Origin of the sequence: Nocardiopsis sp. MT53, assembly GCF_019598965.1 — a bacterium.
Taxonomy (GTDB): Bacteria; Actinomycetota; Actinomycetes; order Streptosporangiales; family Streptosporangiaceae; genus Nocardiopsis; species Nocardiopsis changdeensis.
The window spans coordinates 6382528-6399016 of sequence record NZ_CP080599.1 but is presented as its reverse complement, the minus strand read 5'-3'; the positions used below and the strand labels follow the sequence as shown (position 1 = coordinate 6399016).

13 protein-coding genes are annotated in these 16489 nt (G+C 73.2%); 6 read left to right on the top strand and 7 right to left on the bottom strand.

What is annotated here, in order from left to right; genetic code table 11:
- Positions 1–89 precede the first annotated feature (89 nt).
- From K1J57_RS28760 to K1J57_RS28745, 4 genes are all read right to left on the bottom strand, one after another.
- Positions 90–866 carry an HAD family phosphatase gene (locus K1J57_RS28760; protein ID WP_220561841.1) on the bottom strand — a complete coding sequence of 259 codons (777 nt, stop codon included), beginning with the start codon at positions 864–866 and terminating at the stop codon, positions 90–92.
- Positions 867–973: 107 nt separating this feature from the next.
- On the bottom strand, positions 974–1972 hold the full coding sequence (locus K1J57_RS28755) for a zinc-dependent alcohol dehydrogenase family protein (protein ID WP_220565844.1): 999 nt from the start codon (positions 1970–1972) through the stop codon (positions 974–976).
- A 248-nt stretch (positions 1973–2220) separates the two neighbouring features.
- Entirely contained in the window at positions 2221–3870 is a 1650-nt protein-coding gene (locus K1J57_RS28750; RefSeq protein WP_220561840.1) for a GAF domain-containing sensor histidine kinase, read from the bottom strand.
- A 659-nt stretch (positions 3871–4529) separates the two neighbouring features.
- The gene (locus tag K1J57_RS28745; protein ID WP_220561839.1) at positions 4530–5555 is read right to left on the bottom strand and encodes a hypothetical protein; all 1026 of its coding nucleotides are present in this window, start codon (positions 5553–5555) and stop codon (positions 4530–4532) included.
- A 208-nt stretch (positions 5556–5763) separates the two neighbouring features.
- Here K1J57_RS28745 and K1J57_RS28740 point away from each other — a divergent pair, with 208 nt between their 5' ends.
- The 5 genes from K1J57_RS28740 to K1J57_RS28720 all read left to right on the top strand — a co-directional run bounded on the left by K1J57_RS28740 (position 5764) and on the right by K1J57_RS28720 (position 12838).
- On the top strand, positions 5764–6840 hold the full coding sequence (locus tag K1J57_RS28740; RefSeq protein WP_220561838.1) for a LacI family DNA-binding transcriptional regulator: 1077 nt from the start codon (positions 5764–5766) through the stop codon (positions 6838–6840).
- A gap of 121 nt (positions 6841–6961) precedes the next feature.
- The gene (locus tag K1J57_RS28735; protein ID WP_220561837.1) at positions 6962–8584 is read left to right on the top strand and encodes an FAD-dependent oxidoreductase; all 1623 of its coding nucleotides are present in this window, start codon (positions 6962–6964) and stop codon (positions 8582–8584) included.
- A 50-nt stretch (positions 8585–8634) separates the two neighbouring features.
- On the top strand, positions 8635–10818 hold the full coding sequence (locus K1J57_RS28730) for a hydantoinase/oxoprolinase family protein (protein ID WP_255646665.1): 2184 nt from the start codon (positions 8635–8637) through the stop codon (positions 10816–10818).
- Positions 10815–11528 (top strand): hypothetical protein, encoded by a 714-nt coding sequence (locus K1J57_RS28725; protein WP_220561836.1) that lies wholly within the window; start codon positions 10815–10817, stop codon positions 11526–11528. The genes K1J57_RS28730 and K1J57_RS28725 overlap by 4 nt, the downstream gene beginning before the upstream one ends.
- Positions 11529–11551: 23 nt before the next feature.
- The gene (locus K1J57_RS28720; protein WP_255646664.1) at positions 11552–12838 is read left to right on the top strand and encodes a transporter; all 1287 of its coding nucleotides are present in this window, start codon (positions 11552–11554) and stop codon (positions 12836–12838) included.
- Positions 12839–12926: 88 nt separating this feature from the next.
- Here the strand turns inward: K1J57_RS28720 and K1J57_RS28715 are convergent, their stop codons facing one another.
- On the bottom strand, positions 12927–13121 hold the full coding sequence (locus K1J57_RS28715; protein WP_220561834.1) for a hypothetical protein: 195 nt from the start codon (positions 13119–13121) through the stop codon (positions 12927–12929).
- 215 nt (positions 13122–13336) lie between these two features.
- A complete protein-coding gene (locus K1J57_RS28710; RefSeq protein ID WP_220561833.1) occupies positions 13337–14296 on the bottom strand; it encodes an NAD(P)H-quinone oxidoreductase in 960 nt (319 codons plus the stop codon).
- A gap of 190 nt (positions 14297–14486) precedes the next feature.
- Here K1J57_RS28710 and K1J57_RS28705 point away from each other — a divergent pair, with 190 nt between their 5' ends.
- A complete protein-coding gene (locus tag K1J57_RS28705) occupies positions 14487–15209 on the top strand; it encodes a type 1 glutamine amidotransferase domain-containing protein (protein ID WP_220561832.1) in 723 nt (240 codons plus the stop codon).
- Between the two features lie 10 nt (positions 15210–15219).
- Here K1J57_RS28705 and K1J57_RS28700 read toward each other — a convergent pair whose 3' ends face one another.
- On the bottom strand, positions 15220–16479 hold the full coding sequence (locus tag K1J57_RS28700) for an NADH:flavin oxidoreductase/NADH oxidase family protein (protein ID WP_220561831.1): 1260 nt from the start codon (positions 16477–16479) through the stop codon (positions 15220–15222).
- Positions 16480–16489: the final 10 nt, after the last annotated feature.

Here is a 16489-nt window from a genome sequence, read left to right as displayed (position 1 = left end):
GGTCCAGTGTGCGCCGGACAGTGGGGCCGCACCAGGGCAGAAGGTCGCCTCCGAACGAAAAGAACGGGGTCCATCCCGGTCGGCCTCGATCAGTGTGAGCGCATCCGGTGTACCGGCAGGAGTTCGGCGAGGTCGGTCACCACGACATGCGCCCCGTGCTGCGACATCTCCGCTCGCATACCGGTGCGGTCTACCCCGATGATCAGCCCGAAACCGCCGCGACGACCGGCCTCCACCCCGGCCAGGGCATCTTCCACCACGGCCGACCGCGTTGGAGCGGCCCCCAGGCGCCGGACTGCTTCCAGGAACAGCGCGGGGTCGGGTTTGCCGGGCAGGCCCAGGCGTACCGCGTCGACGCCGTCGACACGAACGTCGAAGAGGTCTTCGACATGCGCGGCCCGCAACACCTTGGCGCAGTTGAGGCTCGCGGAGACGGCGGCCGCCGGGACGCCGGCGGAGCGCAGGGCCTTGACGAACTGCACCGTGCCCGGGAAGGCCCGCACACCGTATCTCGTCACGAGGGCCTGGAAGTGACGGTCCTTGCGATCGGTCAACAACGCCACCGTCACGGTCTCAGGATGTCCCGGGACCGGCTCCTGGGGCAGGTGCACACCACGGGAGGCGAGGAACGCTCGGGCTCCGTCGGCGCGCGATCGACCGTCCACGTAACGCAGATAGTCGTCTCTCAGGTCGAAGGGACGGAAGCGCGCGGACTCGTCGCGGGCGCGCTGGACCAGAAAAGCGTCGAAAACGCGTTTCCAGGCCGCGGCGTGCACAGAGGCGGTATCGGTGATGACACCGTCCGTGTCCAGTACTACCGCGCGTACACGGTCGAGTGGGAGGCCGGTTTCCCGATCGGTGTCCATGGGTCGTCACTCCTCTCCGTGGTGGCCTCCCTGCGGTGACGGTCCCCTACGAGCCGGGCCTCCTGAACGGTGAGCGATCGCCTACGCGGAACCGGTCTCGCAGGGGATCACGACCGGAGTACGGCGGCTCCGCGCACCCGGTCGGCGGAGAGGTCGGCCAGGGCCCGGTCGGCGGCGTCGAACGGATAAGGGGTGGTGGCCACTGACAGGTCGATATGTGACACCAGTTCGAGGAACTCCCGGGCGTCGGCCCGGGTGTTCGCGGTGACGCTGCGCAACGACCTCTCCTGGAAAAGGTCGTGGTCATAGTCGATCGGAGGGATCTCGGACAGGTGTATCCCCGCGATGGCGAGTGTTCCGCCGCGGTCCAGTGCCCGGAGGGCCACAGGCACCAGAGCTCCCACGGGTGCGAACAGAATGGCCGAGTCCAGGGGTTCGGGCGGTGGTTCATAGGCCCCGGAGGCGGAATGGCAGCCCAGTTCCAGCGCGAGCGTGCGTGCCCGACGGGACCTCGTCATCACATGCACGATCGCTCCCCGGGAGAGGGCGACCTGGGCGGCCAGGTGCGCGGAGGCGCCGAACCCGTAGAGCCCCAGTACGCCCCTGTCCGGCAGTTCGGCCCTCTGCAGGGCGCGGTAGCCGATGATGCCCGCGCACAGCAGGGGTGCGACCTCCGGGTCCGCCGACCCGGGCGGAAGTGGGTGTACGAACCGCTCGTCCGCTGTCAGGTAAGGGGCGAAACCCCCGTCGCGGTCCCAACCGGTGTAGGTCGATTCCGGGCACAGGTTCTCGTCACCGCTCCTGCAGTAGCGGCACTTACCGCAGGTGGAGGCGAGCCAGGCCACTCCCACCCGGTCCCCCGGTTCGTACAGGTCCGCCTCCGGACCACGGGCGTCGACCCGTCCCACAACCTCGTGCCCGGGGACCGTGCCCGGTGCGCGGGGCGGCAGGTCGCCCTCAGCGAGGTGCAGGTCGGTCCTGCAGACTGCGCACGCCGACACCTCTATGCGCAGTTCGCGGCCGCGGGGCACGGGAACCCGGCGCCGCACCCGACGCAGTGGCCGAGTAGAGATCGGGCCGGGGTCGATCACGGCCCAGGCGTCCATCATCGGTTCCATATCCCGAGTCCAACACGCCGGACGCAGACTGCCCAGGGGCCGATCGTCCCCTTATGGGGAGGGCTTCCGTCCGGGCGGACCGGTCACCGCGCATCGATCCGCTCGGGTTCACAAGGCCGTTCGATGAGAAAAAGGGGAATGCCGAGCGGCGGGCCCGTGCGTCCGGGGCGGGCCGGTGGCCTCGACCGGAACGCCGAAGAGCCGTGGGATTCCGTCCTGAGTCTCCGACGACGTCATCATCCCGACACGGGAGGTGGCTGAGCAGGAAGCGGCTCCTTCCCACCCATCGGCACCGTCCACGTCACAACGGTGCCCCCTTCGGGAACGTTGTCGACGTCGAATGTGCCGCCGAGCTCCGCCGCGTGTTCGGACAGGTGCCTCAGTCCGGCACGTCGGTCGACCCGGGGGACACCGGTACCGTCATCGACGACTTCGACCTTCAAACCACCGTTCACTACGACCAGCACTGCCACCCGACTGGCCACGGCCTCCAGTGCGACGTTCGACATGACCTCCCGTAGAACCGCGACGGCCTCGTCCGCGATCCGGTCCGGAATCCGGTCGTCGAGCACCCCCTCCATCGCCAACTCCGGGGTGAAGCCGAGCCGGGAGGCGGCAACGCCGATCTCGTCCATGATGCGGTCGCACAGCCGTCCGTGCTCCTGTTCCGTCTCATGTCCGGTCAGGGCGAAGATGGCCGACCGTATACGGTGGATGGTGGCGTCGATGTCGTCCACCGCCTGCCGGACCCGCTTCGAGACGAGCGGAGTGTCGACACGGTTCGTCACCCCACTCAAAGAGAGAGCCACGGCGGACAGCCTCTGGATCACGATCTCGTGCATTTGGCTGGCTATACGGTCCCGGTCCTCCAGCACTACGAGACGCTCGTTGTCCGCCCGGGCCCGGCTCGACTCCAAAGCGCTCGCGGCATGTCCGATGAAGGTGTGCAGGATCCGGGCCGCGGAAGGAGAGAACTGCTCCGCTCCCGACTTCCTGCCCACGCACAGAAGACCGCGCATCGGGGACGCGCCGCCCAGCGGTATCAGCAGGACGGGACCTATCCCCAGGTCACCGAACAAGGGGGATACGATCGGATCCGAAGAGATATCGGTGATCACCGGCTCCGCGCAAACCTGGGCCCGACCGGCCGGCGGTCCCTCGACGGCCATTCTGCGTTCCAGTAGTGCCTCGGCTCCCACACCGCTCGCAGCGCGCACGGCCATGTGCCGGCCGGAGTCGTCGGGGGCGGCCATGGCGGCGACGTCCGCGTCGACCATCAGACAGGCCCGTTCGACGACCCGGAAAAGTACCTTGTCGGCTCCCTCACCTCTCAGTAAACGCGTGGTCATCTCTTCGGATGCCCTCAATCCCAATTCACGGTGGTGTGCCTGCTCGTGAAGGCGGGCGTTCTCGATGGCCGGACCCGCTGCCGAGGCGAGCGCCGTGACCGCTGACTCATCGTTCTCGTCGAAGCGGTCGCCCCCGCGTTTCTCGGTGAGATAGAGGTTGCCGAACATCTTCCCCCCTACCCGGATCGGCGCTCGCAGACGAGTACTCATGTGCGGGTGCCCTGCCGGGAATCCGCGAGACCGGGGGGCGTCGGACATGTCGTATACACGCCGGGCAGGACCGGTGACGGAGACCGGGCCGACCAGGCCGCTGCCCCCTGGCCCGTGCTCGGTACAGGCGACCTCGGTGGCATCGGGGCCGATCGGGATGAACTGTTCCGGCCGACCGCCGTCCCCGATCACCTCGATCGCACCGTAACGTGCCCCGGAGAGGGCCATCGCGGCTTGGACGATCCGCCGCAATGTGTTCTGTAGGTCGAGTCCGCCACCGATTGTGACGACGGCGTCCAGCAGGGAACCGAGGTGTTCACGGCTCATGGCGGCCCCGCCGATACTGGGCCGCGGCTCTGAGGGAGGCAGGTCGCCTCCGTCTTTTCGCCACCCTGAACCCGGCTGTCGGTCCCAGGGCTCTGCGTCTCCACCCATCGGTACCACCTCGAAGCACTCACGGCACCGGGCGCTGTCCACGCAACGGGGCGGGTGGAGGGGCACGGGGCCGGCCCAAGGTGGCCGGCGCGGGCCCGTCGACGAACACCGCCCGTGTGATCACGGGACGCGACCGGTGCTGCTTGAGTAGATTGATACACCGCCCCACCATTTTAGGGCCTCGGCGGCTACCAGAATGAGGATGGGAAACATAAGGCTGCTGAGAGGGTGGTCCATGTGCCGGGGATTTTCGCTCCCATCCGAACCTGGCTCATCATTGGATACTCGGGGCACAGCAGAGACCGCATGGATTTTTTGGCGGTTTTTTGTATTCCAGGGCTTTCTATTGCGTGCCCGGGAGGATTCGGCCCCCCTGGCTTTCCGATCGGTTAGGGGGCCTGAGCCCCGTATCCGCCGAGACCCCTGGGGCCTTTCCCCTTTCCGGATCCGGCCCTGCCGGGTCGGGGACCGGAGGTACGGGGTCGGGGGACGGAAGGCCGAGGGCCCCGCCCCGGGCACGGGACAGGGGCGGCGCCGCGGGAGGCGCGGCGTCAGTCGGCGCGGGCGATGGCGATGGTCGCGCCCAGGCGGTGCCCCGCCTCGTAGAACATGTACTGCACGCCCCGGTCGGAGCCGAAGGACGGCGCCGCCGACCTCCCCGAGTCCGGGGGACCGGCCATCGGCGTGTGGACCACCCCCAGGTGGTCGCGCCGGGAGAAGTCCGCGCCCACCTCGGTCGCCCGGATGTCCCCGGCGCTCGTGTGGTAGACGACCAGCGTGCGCCCGCCCCGGGCCACCAGGTGGGGGCCGGACAGGTTCGCCACCCCCACGTCGGAGTGCCGGACCAGCGGCTCGCGGGCGAAGTCGAAGGTGATCCCGTCCGCCGACCACCCCCACCCGATGTCGCGGTGATTGTTCGTCCCGTTGCGCATGAACACCATGACGTAGTCCGCGCCCCGGTCCGCTAGCCGGTGCTCGAACACCCGGGCGTAGGAGGCCTCGGTGGTGCCCGGCACCATCGCGGTGTTCAGCACCACGCCGTGGTAGGTGAAGTCGATCCCGTTGCGGGAGCGGGCCAGCCGGGTGGTGGTGTTCTCGCCGTGGAAGTACAGCCACATCTCCCGGTGCCGGGTGTTCCACATGACGTGCGGCGAGGACACGTGGCTCACCGAGTAGTGCGGCGACCAGTTCCGGGACACGATCGGGTTGCCCGGGTGCTCGGTGAACGGGCCCTCCGGGCTGTCGGCGTAGGCCAGGCAGATCCCGCCCGGGGCGTCGTGCGGGGCGTAGTAGAGCAGGTAGCGGCCGGGGGCGTCGGACAGGCGGCCGACCGTTCCCCGCAGGCAGGGGAAGATCAGCTCCCCGGTCGGGTTGTAGGCCAGGTTCGCGGTGTCGAGCGCCTCGCGCACGAACCGGTAGGCGGGCAGCGCGTTCGCGGCGGCGGACGCCGGGGGAGCGGCGGGGGCGGCCGTCGCCGGGGCGGCCGCGCCGCCGGCGATCAGGGCGCCGGCGGCCAGGGTTCCGGCGCCCAGCAGGGCGGTCCGGCGGTCGATTCCCCGGGGGTTCGGTTCGGACATCTCGGGTCCCTTCGGGAGGGGGCGGGGGTGCACCGATGGCCACCGAGTCTCGACCAGGCGCGATGCGCTGGTCAAGGTTCTAATACGTATTAACGAAACTCTGCGGATACCGGCCGGAAATCTCCGCGGACCCCTTGACGAAACCCTGAGACGCGGCTCACAGTCATGGACTAATGCGCATTAGGACGCCGTATCGGAGGAGAAGCCGGTGGAGAACACTCGACAGCCCGCTGCCAGGGGACGGCGCAGGCCGCGCCAGTCCGACATCGCGCGGGCGGCCGGCGTCTCCCAGACCACGGTCTCCCTCGTCCTGCGCGGCACCACCGTGGGCATGTCCCTGGCGCGGGAGACGCGCCAGCGGGTCCTGGACGCCGCCGAGCGGCTCGGGTACGTGCCCGACCCCGTCGCCACCCGCCTGGCCTCGGCCGCCAACGCCATGCTCGGCCTCTACACCTTCAGCACCACCTTCCCCACCGACGTGGCGCACTCCTACTACCCGGTCCTGGTCGGGGTGGAGGAGGAGGCCGCCGCCCAGGGCCAGGACCTCATCCTGTTCACCGGCTCCTCCCGGGCCGGGACCGGGGCGGACGACCCCGCCGCGGTGCGGCGGGTGCGGGTCGCCGACGGCTGCCTGTTCTTCGGCCGCCACGTGCCCGACGAACCGATCCGGCACCTGGTCGAGGACGGCTTCCCCTTCGTCTACATCGGCCGCCGCGACGAACCCGACGTCCCCTACGTGGGCGCCGACTACGTCTCGGCCTCGGCCGCCGTGCTGGACCGGCTCGCCGCCGCCGGGCACCGGAACATCCGCTACCTGCGCGAACACGACCAGGCCCCGGCCTCCACCGACCGCGAGGAGGGCGTGCTGCGCGGCGCCCGCGCCGCCGGGGCCGGCACCGCCGGCCTGGTGGTGCGCACCGACGGCACCGACCTCGACGCCCTGCTGGCCGCCTGGCTCGCCGACGGCGTCACCGCGGTCGTCGTCGAGCAGACCGACACCGGCGCCGCCCTGTCGGGGCTGGGCGCCGCCATCGAGCGCGCCGGGCTGCGCTGCCCGCGGGACCTCTCCCTGGCCGTGCTCGGGGCGCCGGTCGGCGCCCGCGGCCGGGCGCCCGGGGGAGGCGCGGTGTTCAGCGGGTTCGACGTGCCGATGCGCGAGATGGGCCGCGACGCGGTCCGCCTGCTGCTGCGCCTGATCGCCGGCGAGGAGGGGCTGCGGACCCGGAGGCTGCTGCCCTGCGAACCGGTCGGGGGCGGCACCATCGCCGCCCCGCGCCCGCGGTGACCCCTCACCCCACGGACCGATCCCCCGCCACACGTGCCGCACCGGCGCCACCGCCGCGTGCGACGAACGGAAAGGAGAAGGGCGCCGCCCCGCCACCCGGGGCACCGCGCCCGACCACCCCATGACCGAGAGCAGAACCGAGATCCTCGTCGTCGGCGCCGGACTGGGCGGTGTCGCCGCCGCCCTGGCGGCCGCCGACTCCGGCCGCAGGGTCGTCCTGACCGAGCCGACCGACTGGATCGGCGGGCAGCTCACCTCCCAGGCCGTCCCCCCGGACGAGAACCCCTGGATCGAGAAGTTCGGCGCCACCGCCTCCTACCGCCGCCTGCGCGAGGGCATCCGCGACCACTACCGCCGCGTCTACCCGCTGCGCGCCGAGGCCGCCGCCGCGCGCACCCTCAACCCGGGGGCGGGCCGCGTCAGCAAGCTCTGCCACGAGCCGCGCGTCGCCCTGGCGGTCCTGGAGGAGATGATCGCCCCGCACCGCTCGGCCGGGCGGATCACCGTCCTGGAGCGGCACCGACCGGTCGCCGCGCTCACCGACGGCGGCCGCGTGCTGGCCGTGACCCTGCGCGACGCCGAGGGCGGCGAGCACACCGTCCACGCCGACTACGTGCTGGACGCCACCGAGGACGGCGACCTGCTGCCGCTGGCCGGGATCGACCACGTCACCGGGGCCGAGGCACGCTCCGAGCACGGCGAGCCGCACGCCCCGCAGACCGCCGACCCGACCAACCTCCAGGGCATCACCTACTGCTTCGCGGTCTCGCACCACGAGGGCGAGGACCACACCATCGACCGGCCGGAGATGTACGGCTTCTGGCGGTCCTACCGCCCGGACTTCTGGCCCGGCCCGCTGCTGGGCTTCCAGGCCCCGGACCCGCGCACCCTGGAGCCCGTCGCGCGCACCTTCGCGCCCAACCCCGACACCGACCCCCTGGCGGTCGACGCCGACCAGAGCGCCGACGCGGGGGACAAGGAGCTGTGGGGGTTCCGCCGCATCCTGGCCCGCCGGCTGCACCGGCCCGGCGCCTTCGACTCCGACATCACCCTCGCCAACTGGCCGCTCAACGACTACTGGCTCACCCCGGCCCTGGAGATCGAGGGGCTGGTGGACGCCGCCACCGTCCGCCGGGCCCACGAGGAGGCCCGCCAGCTGTCCCTGTCGGTCCTGTACTGGCTCCAGACCGAGGCCCCGCGGCCGGACGGCGGCACCGGGTTCCCGGGGCTGCGGCCCCGCCCAGACGTCACCGGTGCCGAACTCGGCCTGGCCAAGGCCGCCTACGTGCGCGAGTCGCGGCGCATCCGGGCGGTCACCACCGTCACCGAGCACGACGTGTCCCTGGACATCCGCGGCCCGCACGGCATCCTGCGCCGGCACGACTCGGTGGGCGTCGGCAGCTACCGGATCGACCTGCACCCCTCCACCGGCGGCGACAACTACATCGACATCGCCAGCGTGCCCTTCGAGATCCCGCTGGGGGCGCTGCTGCCGCGGCAGGAGACCAACCTGCTGCCCGCCGCCAAGAACATCGGCACCACGCACATCACCAACGGCTGCTTCCGCCTGCACCCCGTCGAGTGGAACATCGGCGAGGCCGCCGGGCGGCTGGCCGCCTTCGCCCTGGACCACGACACCACCCCGCACGCGGTGCACGCCAAGGACGAGCTCCTGGAGCGGTTCACCGCCCTGCTGGACCGCACCGGCGTCGAGCGCCACTGGCCCGACGTCCGCGGCTACTGACCCATCCCTCCATCCCCCCGCACCCTCCCCACCCACGAAAGGGGACCACCATGAGCGACCCGGGCACACGGCCGGCACGCGACCCCGTGCGCGTCGGCATCGACGTCGGCGGCACCTTCACCGACGCGGTGGCGGTCAGCGCCACGACCTTCGAACTCCTGGGCCAGGTCAAGGTGCCCACCAGCCACGACCACGAGGACGGGGTCGCGCACGGCATCATGACCGCCCTGGAGCGCCTGCTGGCGGAGGTCGGCGTGGCCGCCGACGACGTCGGCTTCCTCGCCCACGGCACCACCCAGGCCACCAACGCCCTGCTGGAGGGCGACGTGGCGACCATCGGCATCGTCGGCGTCGGCTCCGGCCTCGACGGCCTGGCCGTCGGGCGGCTGCGCTCGCTGGGCAGGCTGCGCCTGGACTCCGGGCACCGGCTGCCCGTCCGCTACGCCGCCCTGCGCCGCCCCGACGACCCGGACGCCGCCCGGGCCGCCGTCGACGCCGTGGTGGACGCGGGCGCGGACGTGGTCGTCGCCGCCGAGCCCTTCAGCGTCGACGACGCCGAGGGGGAGCGGGCGGTCCTGGAGGCGGCGGCCGCCCGCGGGGTGCCCGCCACCGCCACCCACGAGATCACCCGGCTCTACGGCCTCACCAAGCGCGCCCGCACCGCCGCGCTCAACGCCGGGGTCATGCCGCGCATGCTCCAGACCGCCGACCTGGTCGAGAGCAGCATCCTCAAGGCCGGGATCACCGCACCGCTCATGGTCATGCGCTGCGACGGCGGAGTGATGTCCCTGGGGGAGATGCGCAACCGGCCCCTGCTCACCGTGCTGTCCGGCCCCGCGGCCGGGGTCGCGGGGGCGCTCATGGGGGAGAAGGTCAGCGAGGGCGTCTTCCTGGAGACCGGCGGCACCTCCACCGACATCAGCGTCATCCGCCGCGGCCGCGTCCAGATCAGGCACGCCGAACTGGGCGGCCGGGAGACCTACCTGTCGGCCCTGGACGTGCGCACCGTCGGCATCGGCGGCGGGTCCGTCGTCCGCCTGGGCGGCGGGGAGGGCGACGGGGCCGCGGTCCTGGCCGACGTCGGCCCGCGCAGCGCGCACATCGCCGGGCTGCCCTACGCCTGCTTCGCCGACCCCGCCGAACTCGACGGCGCCCGGCTGGTCCGCGTCGCCCCGCTGGAGTCCGACACCGCCGACCACGCCGTGCTGGACAACGGCACCCGGCGCTTCGCCCTCACCGTCACCTGCGCGGCCAATGCCCTGGGCCGGGTGCCCGAGGGCGACCACGCGCGGTCCGACCCCCGGGCCGCCCGCGCCGCCCTGGAACCGCTGGCCCGCGCCCTGGGCACCGACGTGGCCGGGGCCGCCCGGGCGGTCCTGGACAAGGCGACCGAACGCGTCGAGGCCGTGGTGGAGGCGCTGATCGGCGACTACGGCCTGGACCGGTCGGTGGCCGCCCTGGTCGGCGGCGGGGGAGGCGCCGCCACCGTCACCCCGCACCTGGGCGAGCGCATGGGCCTCACCGCCCGCATCGCCGCGCACAGCGAGGTGATCAGCCCGCTGGGCGTCGCCCTCGCCCTGGTCCGGGAGTCCGTCGAGCGCATCATCCCCGGCGCCACCCACGCCGACGTCCTGGCGGTGCGCGCCGAGGCCGAGGCGGCCGTGGTCGCCCAGGGCGCCGACCCCGACGGGGTGGAGGTCGACGTCACCGTCGACCCGCAGCGCAACCTCGTCACCGCCGTGGCCACCGGCGCCACCGAGCTGCGCACCAGGGACCGCACCGCCGCCGTCGCCCGGGAGCAGGCCCGCGCCGCGGCGGCCGACAGCCTCGGCGCCGACGCCGCCGACCTCACCGAGTACGCCGCCAACGGGCGCTACCGGGTGCTCGGCCTGGTGCGCAGGCCCCAGGGCCCGTTCGGGCGCCTGTCCCGCGAACGCCGGCACATCCGGGTCGTCGACAGCGAGGGCGTGGTGCGCCTGCACAACGGCGACGCCGAGGTGGACACCCTGGTCGCCGGGCAGGCCGAGGGCCGCCTCAAGGACCTGGTCGAGGAGCGCACCTCCTACGGCGACGGCGGGGCCGTCCCGCCCGCCGTCTGGCTGCTGCTCGGCCCCAAGATCGCGGACCTGTCGGGGGTCATGGACGCCGGGCACCTGCTGGCGCTGGCCGGGACGGAGATCGCCCGGCGCGCCCCCGACGAGGAGGTCGTCGCGATCATGGAGCGGCGCCGATGAACGGCCCCACACACCAGGACGGCCCCGGCGGCCCCGGTGGACCCGCCGGCCCCGGGGCGCCGTACGCGGAGTACGCACGCATCGGCGCCGCCGACGAGGTCGACCTCGCCGCCGGCCTGCTGTCCCTGATCCCGCTGCACGAGGACCGCGACCCGGAACGGCTGCGGGAGTGGGCCGCCCGCGCCCTCGCCTTCGGCCGCGAACTGGCCGCCTCGGCCGAACGGGCCCCGGCCGCGGACACCGCCCGGACCGAGGTCGTCGAGGAGGCCGTCGGCGGCCTGGCCCCGGGCGAGGTCCTGCTGGCCGAGTACCTGCACCGCCCCTCCGGCGACCGCATCGTCGTCTACACCGACGCCCTGCGCCACGCCCACCGGGTGGCCCGCGCCGCGGGCTGGGGACGGGACTTCCCGCCCTCCGCGGTGCGCCGGGCCGCGCTGGCCCACGAGGAGGCCCACCGGATGCTGCACGGCGCCCGCGGCCGGGCCCTGCGCGACCGGCTCGGCCACGACCTCCTGCGCCTGGGGCCCCTGCGCCTGCGCGGCCACGTCGCCGGGGCCGACGAGATCGCCGCCCACGCCTACGCCCACGCCCGCTGCGGCCTGCGCCGCAGCCCGCTCGCCCTCACCGCGGCCATCGCCGCGACCCTCGAACACCAGGGGACCGCTCCCGGCGGACCGGACCCCGGCACACCCCTCGGAGACCGCCCGTGACCGCCCTGGGAATCCTTCTCGCAATGGCGGTGGGCGTCGGCCTGATGCTGACGCGCCGCCTGCCCACCGCCTTCGCCCTCGTCCTGCTCGCCGTCGCCATCGCCCTCATCGCCGGAGCACCGCTCACCGGCGAGGAGGAGAGCGTGGTCGGCACCGTCCTCCAGGAGGGCGCGCCGCGCCTGGCCGCGACCATGGTGGCCATCCTGCTGGGCAGCTGGCTGGGCACCCTCCTGTCCGAGACCGGCATCGCCTCCACGCTCGTCCGCAAGATCGTGGAGTTCGGCGGGGAGCGCCCCTCCCTGGTGGCGGTCGGCATCTTCCTGGTCGCGATCCTGTGCGGCAGCATCACCGGCTCGGCGCCGGCGGCGATGCTCGCCGGGGTGGTGGGCATCCCGGCGATGATCGCCGTGGGGGTCACACCCACGGTCGCGGCGGGCACGGTGCTGGTCGGCATCGCCGCCGGCCTGCCCCTGGAGCTCATCAACTGGCAGTTCCTCTCCGACGCGATCGGGGTGCCGGTGGCCACCGTCCAGCACTTCCAGCTGCGCATGTTCCCGATCGCCCTGCTCGGCGGGCTGGCCTACATCCTCGTGGAGATGCGCCGCAAGGGCGTGCGGCACACCTGGGCGGTGCGGGTCGGCGGGGGCGCCGGGACGGGCTCCCGGCGCGAGCGGGCCGCCCGGCGGCGGCAGCGCCGCGGGGACGCGCCCTGGTACGCCCTGCTCACCCCGCTGGTGCCCATCGTCCTGGCCCTGGGCCTGGAGATCCCCATCGTCCCGGCGCTGCTGGCCGGTGTGGTGTTCGCCCTGGCCACCGCCGTGCCCTGGCGGGAGATGACGACCACGGCCCTGCGCACCCTCTACCGGGCGTTCGACGTGGCGGCGCCGCCCATCGTGCTGTTCATCGCCATCGGCATGCTGCTGGCCGCGGTGAACCTGCCCGGCGCGGTCGCGGCCCTGAGCCCGGTCGTGGTCGCCGTCAGCCCGGGCCACGTCGCCCTGTTCGTGCTGGTGTTCGCCCTGCTGGTGCCGCTGGCCCTGTACCGGGGGCCGATGAACATCTTCGGCCTCGGCGCCGGTGTGGCCGGGGTGCTGGTGGCCGGGGGCATCTACCCGGCCCCGGCGGTGGTGGGGCTGATGGCCTCCTACGGCCAGGTCCTGGGCGTCTCCGACCCGACCAGCACGCAGACCGTGTGGAGCTCCCAGTACGCGGGGGTGCGCCCGGAGCGCTCGATGCTGTCCACCCTGCCCTACACCTGGGCGATCGCCGTCGCGGGCCTGTGCCTGACCGCCTACCTCTACCTGCTGTGACCGCCCGCCCGGCGGCCCCGGCCCCCGCCGGGGCCGCCGGCGACGCGGCCCCGACGGGACCGCGCGGGCCCGCGCCCGCGCGGCCGCGCTACGCCGACCTCTGCTGCGCCTTCCACGCCAGGTGGAGTTCGCGCCGGCGGTCGTACTCCTTCTTGGCCCGCCGCCGCGGGTCGGCCTCGGGCGTCAGCGCGGCCGGACCCATGATGTGCAGGAGCGCGTAGTTGATACGGAACCCCGTCCTGTACAGCAACGAGAACGAGTCGTTCCCACTCGGCTTGTCCATGGCCGTCCACCTCACTGGTCTTCGTGATCGCGGATGCACGCCGCAGGAGAGGGCCCGGGTGGGAGATCCACCGCCCTGAAGTCCGCGGCCACCCGCCCGGCCAGCGTACCGGCCCGTTTCCGGACGCCCCGGCCACCCCACCCCGCACGGCCCGCCGCCCGGTCCGAAGACCGGGCCGGCCCGGGGAAGGCCGCCTCCCCGGCGTCCGGCGGGTCCTAGCCGTTGACCAGCAGGATCTTGCCGAAGTGCCCGCCCACCTCCAGCAGCCGGTGCGCCTCGGCGGCCTCGGACATGGGCAGGGTGCGCTCGATGACCGGCTCGACGGCCCCGCTCGCGACCAGCGGCCAGACGTGCTCCTGAACGCCGGCCACGATGGCGGCCTTCTGCTCTGCGGAACGCGAGCGCAGGGTGGTGCCGTGGACCGACAGGCGCTTGAACACCAGGTCGGCGAGGTTGAGCGGCGCCTCGATGCCGTTCTGGAGGCCGATGACGACCAGGCGCCCGTCCACGGCCAGGGAGCGGATGTTGCGCTCCAGGTAGCTTCCGCCGATGATGTCGAGGATCACGTCGTAGGGTCCGTGGTCGGCGAAGTCCTCGGTGCGGTAGTCGATGACCACATCGGCGCCCAGCTCCCGTGCGCGGGCGGCCTGCTCGGGGCCGCCGACGGTGGTGGCCACGCGGGCGCCCCGCGCCTCGGCGATCTGGATCGCCATGGTGCCGATGCCCCCGGCCCCGCCGTGCACGAGGAGGGTCTCCCCCTCGCGCAGGCGCGCGGTCATGAAGAGGTTGGACCACACGGTCGCGGTCGCCTCGGGCAGGGACGCGGCCTCGACCAGGCCCACCCCCTCGGGGACCGTGAGCAGCTGGCCCGCGGGGACGGCGACCTTCTGGGCGTAGCCGCCGCCGGTGAGCAGGGCGGCGACCTCGTCGCCCACCTCCCACCCGGTCACGCCGGAGCCGAGCGCGGCGATGCGGCCGGAGACCTCCAGGCCCGGGTAGGGAGAGGCGCCCTCGGGCACGGGGTAGAGGCCGATCCGCTGGACGGCGTCGGCCCGGTTGAGGGCGGCAGCCGCAACGTCGACGACGACCTCGCCGGGCGCGGGCACCGGGTCCTCGACGTCGGTCCACTCCAGCACCTCGGGGCCGCCGAACTCCTTGATCGTGATCGCCTTCATGGCATCTCCTTCGTGGCCGGGGCGATTGAATGTATGCACTGCTTACATTAGGTACGCGAGTGTGCAGTGTCAACATTGGATCGCGCTCCCGGCCGGTGGCCTGTGCCACGCCGTATGGCGCGGCGCCATTGAGCGGGGTCGGTCGCCGGGCTAATGTGAGCGCTGCAAACACATCATGGGGGGCGGAACGATGACGAGCGTGCTCCAAGTGATCAGTGCGGCCGACCGCTGGACGCTGAACGACGGAACGGTCCACCCCTCCGGCTACTGGGCCGAGGAGGTCGCCGTCCCGCACCGGATCTTCACCGAGGCCGGATGGGACATCACCATCGCGACCCCCGGCGGCAGGGCCCCGACCCTGGACCGCCTCAGCCTCGGCCTCGCGGGCGGGACCCCGGGCAAGCGCCGTGCGGTCGAGGCCTACCTCGAGGAGATCAAGGACGCCCTCGACCACCCGGTCGCGCTCGACTCCGTCGACGCCGACGACTTCGACCTGGTCTTCTACCCGGGCGGGCACGGGCCGATGGAGGACCTCGCCTACGACGCGACCTCCGGCGCCCTGTTGGCCGACCGGCTGGCCTCGGGCCGCCCCCTCGCCCTGCTGTGCCACGCCCCGGCGGCGATCCTCGCCGCGACCGGCCCCGACGGCGCCTCGCCGTTCGCGGGCCGCCGGATGACCGGGCTGTCCAACCGGGAGGAACTGCTCAACCGGTTCGCCAGGAAGGCGCCCTGGCTCCTGGAGGACCGCCTCAAGGAGGCGGGCGTGGAGTACTCCAAGGGGCTGATTCCGCTGCGCCCGCACATCGTGGTCGACGGCGGCCTCTACACCGGGCAGAACCCGCAGTCCTCGGAGAAGCTCGCCGAGCGGCTGGTCGCCGACATCACCGCCGCGTCCTCCGGGGCCGGGCGCTGACCCGGGCGCGTCAGCGGCCGGCCCGTGCCGGCGCGGTCCGCGGGGCGGACAGCCAGGCCCGGTAGCGGCGCAGCGCCCGGCGCTGCCCGATCTGCTCGCGGAGCAGGGCGTACGCCGGGAGGGTGCCGGGCCGGGTGGACCTGCCGCGGGCGATGCGCCGCAGCTGGTGGCGGACCTGCGCCATGCTCGCGGCCGAGGCCAGCGCCTTGTTCGACCAGGTGACCGGCCGCATCGGCCGGTCGGCCTCGCGCCCGTCGCGCCAGCGGGCGGGCAGGTCCGGGGTGACGGCCAGTGCGGTGCCCATGCCGACGACCGCGACGCCGCTCGCCAGCACCGCCTCGGCGGTGGCGCGCCGGGTGACGCCGCCGGTGAGCATCAGCGGCAGCGGGCTGGTCTCCACCAGTTCCCGGGCCAGGTCCAGGAAGTAGGCCTCGCGGGCCCGGGTGCGCTCGTCGGCGGAGCGGCCGGTCATCGCCGGGCTCTCGTAGCTGCCGCCGGACAGCTCCACCAGGTCGGTGCCGAGGGGTTCGAGCATCGCGATCACCCGTCGCGCGTCGTCCACGTCGAACCCGCCGCGCTGGAAGTCGGCGGAGTTGAGCTTCACCGCCACCGCGAAGGACGGCGAGACGGCGGCGCGGACCGCGCGCACCACGTCCAGCAGCATCCGCGCCCGGTTCTCCAGCGACCCGCCCCAGGCGTCGGTGCGCTGGTTGACCAGCGGGGACAGGAACTGCGACAGCAGGTAGCCGTGCGCGGCGTGGATCTCGACCCCGTCGAACCCGGCCTGCTCGGCGCGGGCCGCCGTGACCGCGAACCTTTCCACGGTGGCTCGGATCTGCTCGGGGGTCATGGCGGTGGGGCGGCCGAAGTTCCTGCTGAGGCGGCCCAGGTCGACGCCCACCGCCGACGGGCCCCACACGACGCCGGGCATGTCGGCCTGCACCTGGCGGCCGGGGTGGTTGATCTGCATCCACACCGCGGCGCCGCCGGACTTGGCGGCCCGCGCCCATTCGGTGAAGGGCCCCAGTGGCGCCGCCTCGTCGAGGACCACGCCGGCGGGTCCGGTCAGGGCCTCGGCGTGGACCATGACGTTGCCGGTGATGAGCAGGCTGGTGCCGCCCGCCGACCAGCGCCGGTACAGCGACACCAGCCGCCCGTCGGGCAGCTGGCCCTCTCCCGCCATGTTCTCCTCCATGGCCGCCTTGGCGATCCGGTTGGGCAGAACCGCCCCGGAGCGCAGGCGCAGGGGGGAGTACAATCCGCCGGTCATCACAGTCCTC

Coding starts and splice junctions, on each gene's coding strand:
- K1J57_RS28710 (WP_220561833.1), bottom strand. CDS start 14,296: ATGAAGGCGATCACGATCAAGGAGTTCGGCGGCCCCGAGGTGCTGGAG.
- K1J57_RS28735 (WP_220561837.1), top strand. CDS start 6,962: ATGACCGAGAGCAGAACCGAGATCCTCGTCGTCGGCGCCGGACTGGGC.
- K1J57_RS28745 (WP_220561839.1), bottom strand. CDS start 5,555: ATGTCCGAACCGAACCCCCGGGGAATCGACCGCCGGACCGCCCTGCTG.
- K1J57_RS28705 (WP_220561832.1), top strand. CDS start 14,487: ATGACGAGCGTGCTCCAAGTGATCAGTGCGGCCGACCGCTGGACGCTG.
- K1J57_RS28760 (WP_220561841.1), bottom strand. CDS start 866: ATGGACACCGATCGGGAAACCGGCCTCCCACTCGACCGTGTACGCGCG.
- K1J57_RS28730 (WP_255646665.1), top strand. CDS start 8,635: ATGAGCGACCCGGGCACACGGCCGGCACGCGACCCCGTGCGCGTCGGC.
- K1J57_RS28750 (WP_220561840.1), bottom strand. CDS start 3,870: ATGAGCCGTGAACACCTCGGTTCCCTGCTGGACGCCGTCGTCACAATC.
- K1J57_RS28755 (WP_220565844.1), bottom strand. CDS start 1,972: ATGGACGCCTGGGCCGTGATCGACCCCGGCCCGATCTCTACTCGGCCA.
- K1J57_RS28725 (WP_220561836.1), top strand. CDS start 10,815: ATGAACGGCCCCACACACCAGGACGGCCCCGGCGGCCCCGGTGGACCC.
- K1J57_RS28720 (WP_255646664.1), top strand. CDS start 11,552: ATGGCGGTGGGCGTCGGCCTGATGCTGACGCGCCGCCTGCCCACCGCC.
- K1J57_RS28700 (WP_220561831.1), bottom strand. CDS start 16,479: ATGACCGGCGGATTGTACTCCCCCCTGCGCCTGCGCTCCGGGGCGGTT.
- K1J57_RS28715 (WP_220561834.1), bottom strand. CDS start 13,121: ATGGACAAGCCGAGTGGGAACGACTCGTTCTCGTTGCTGTACAGGACG.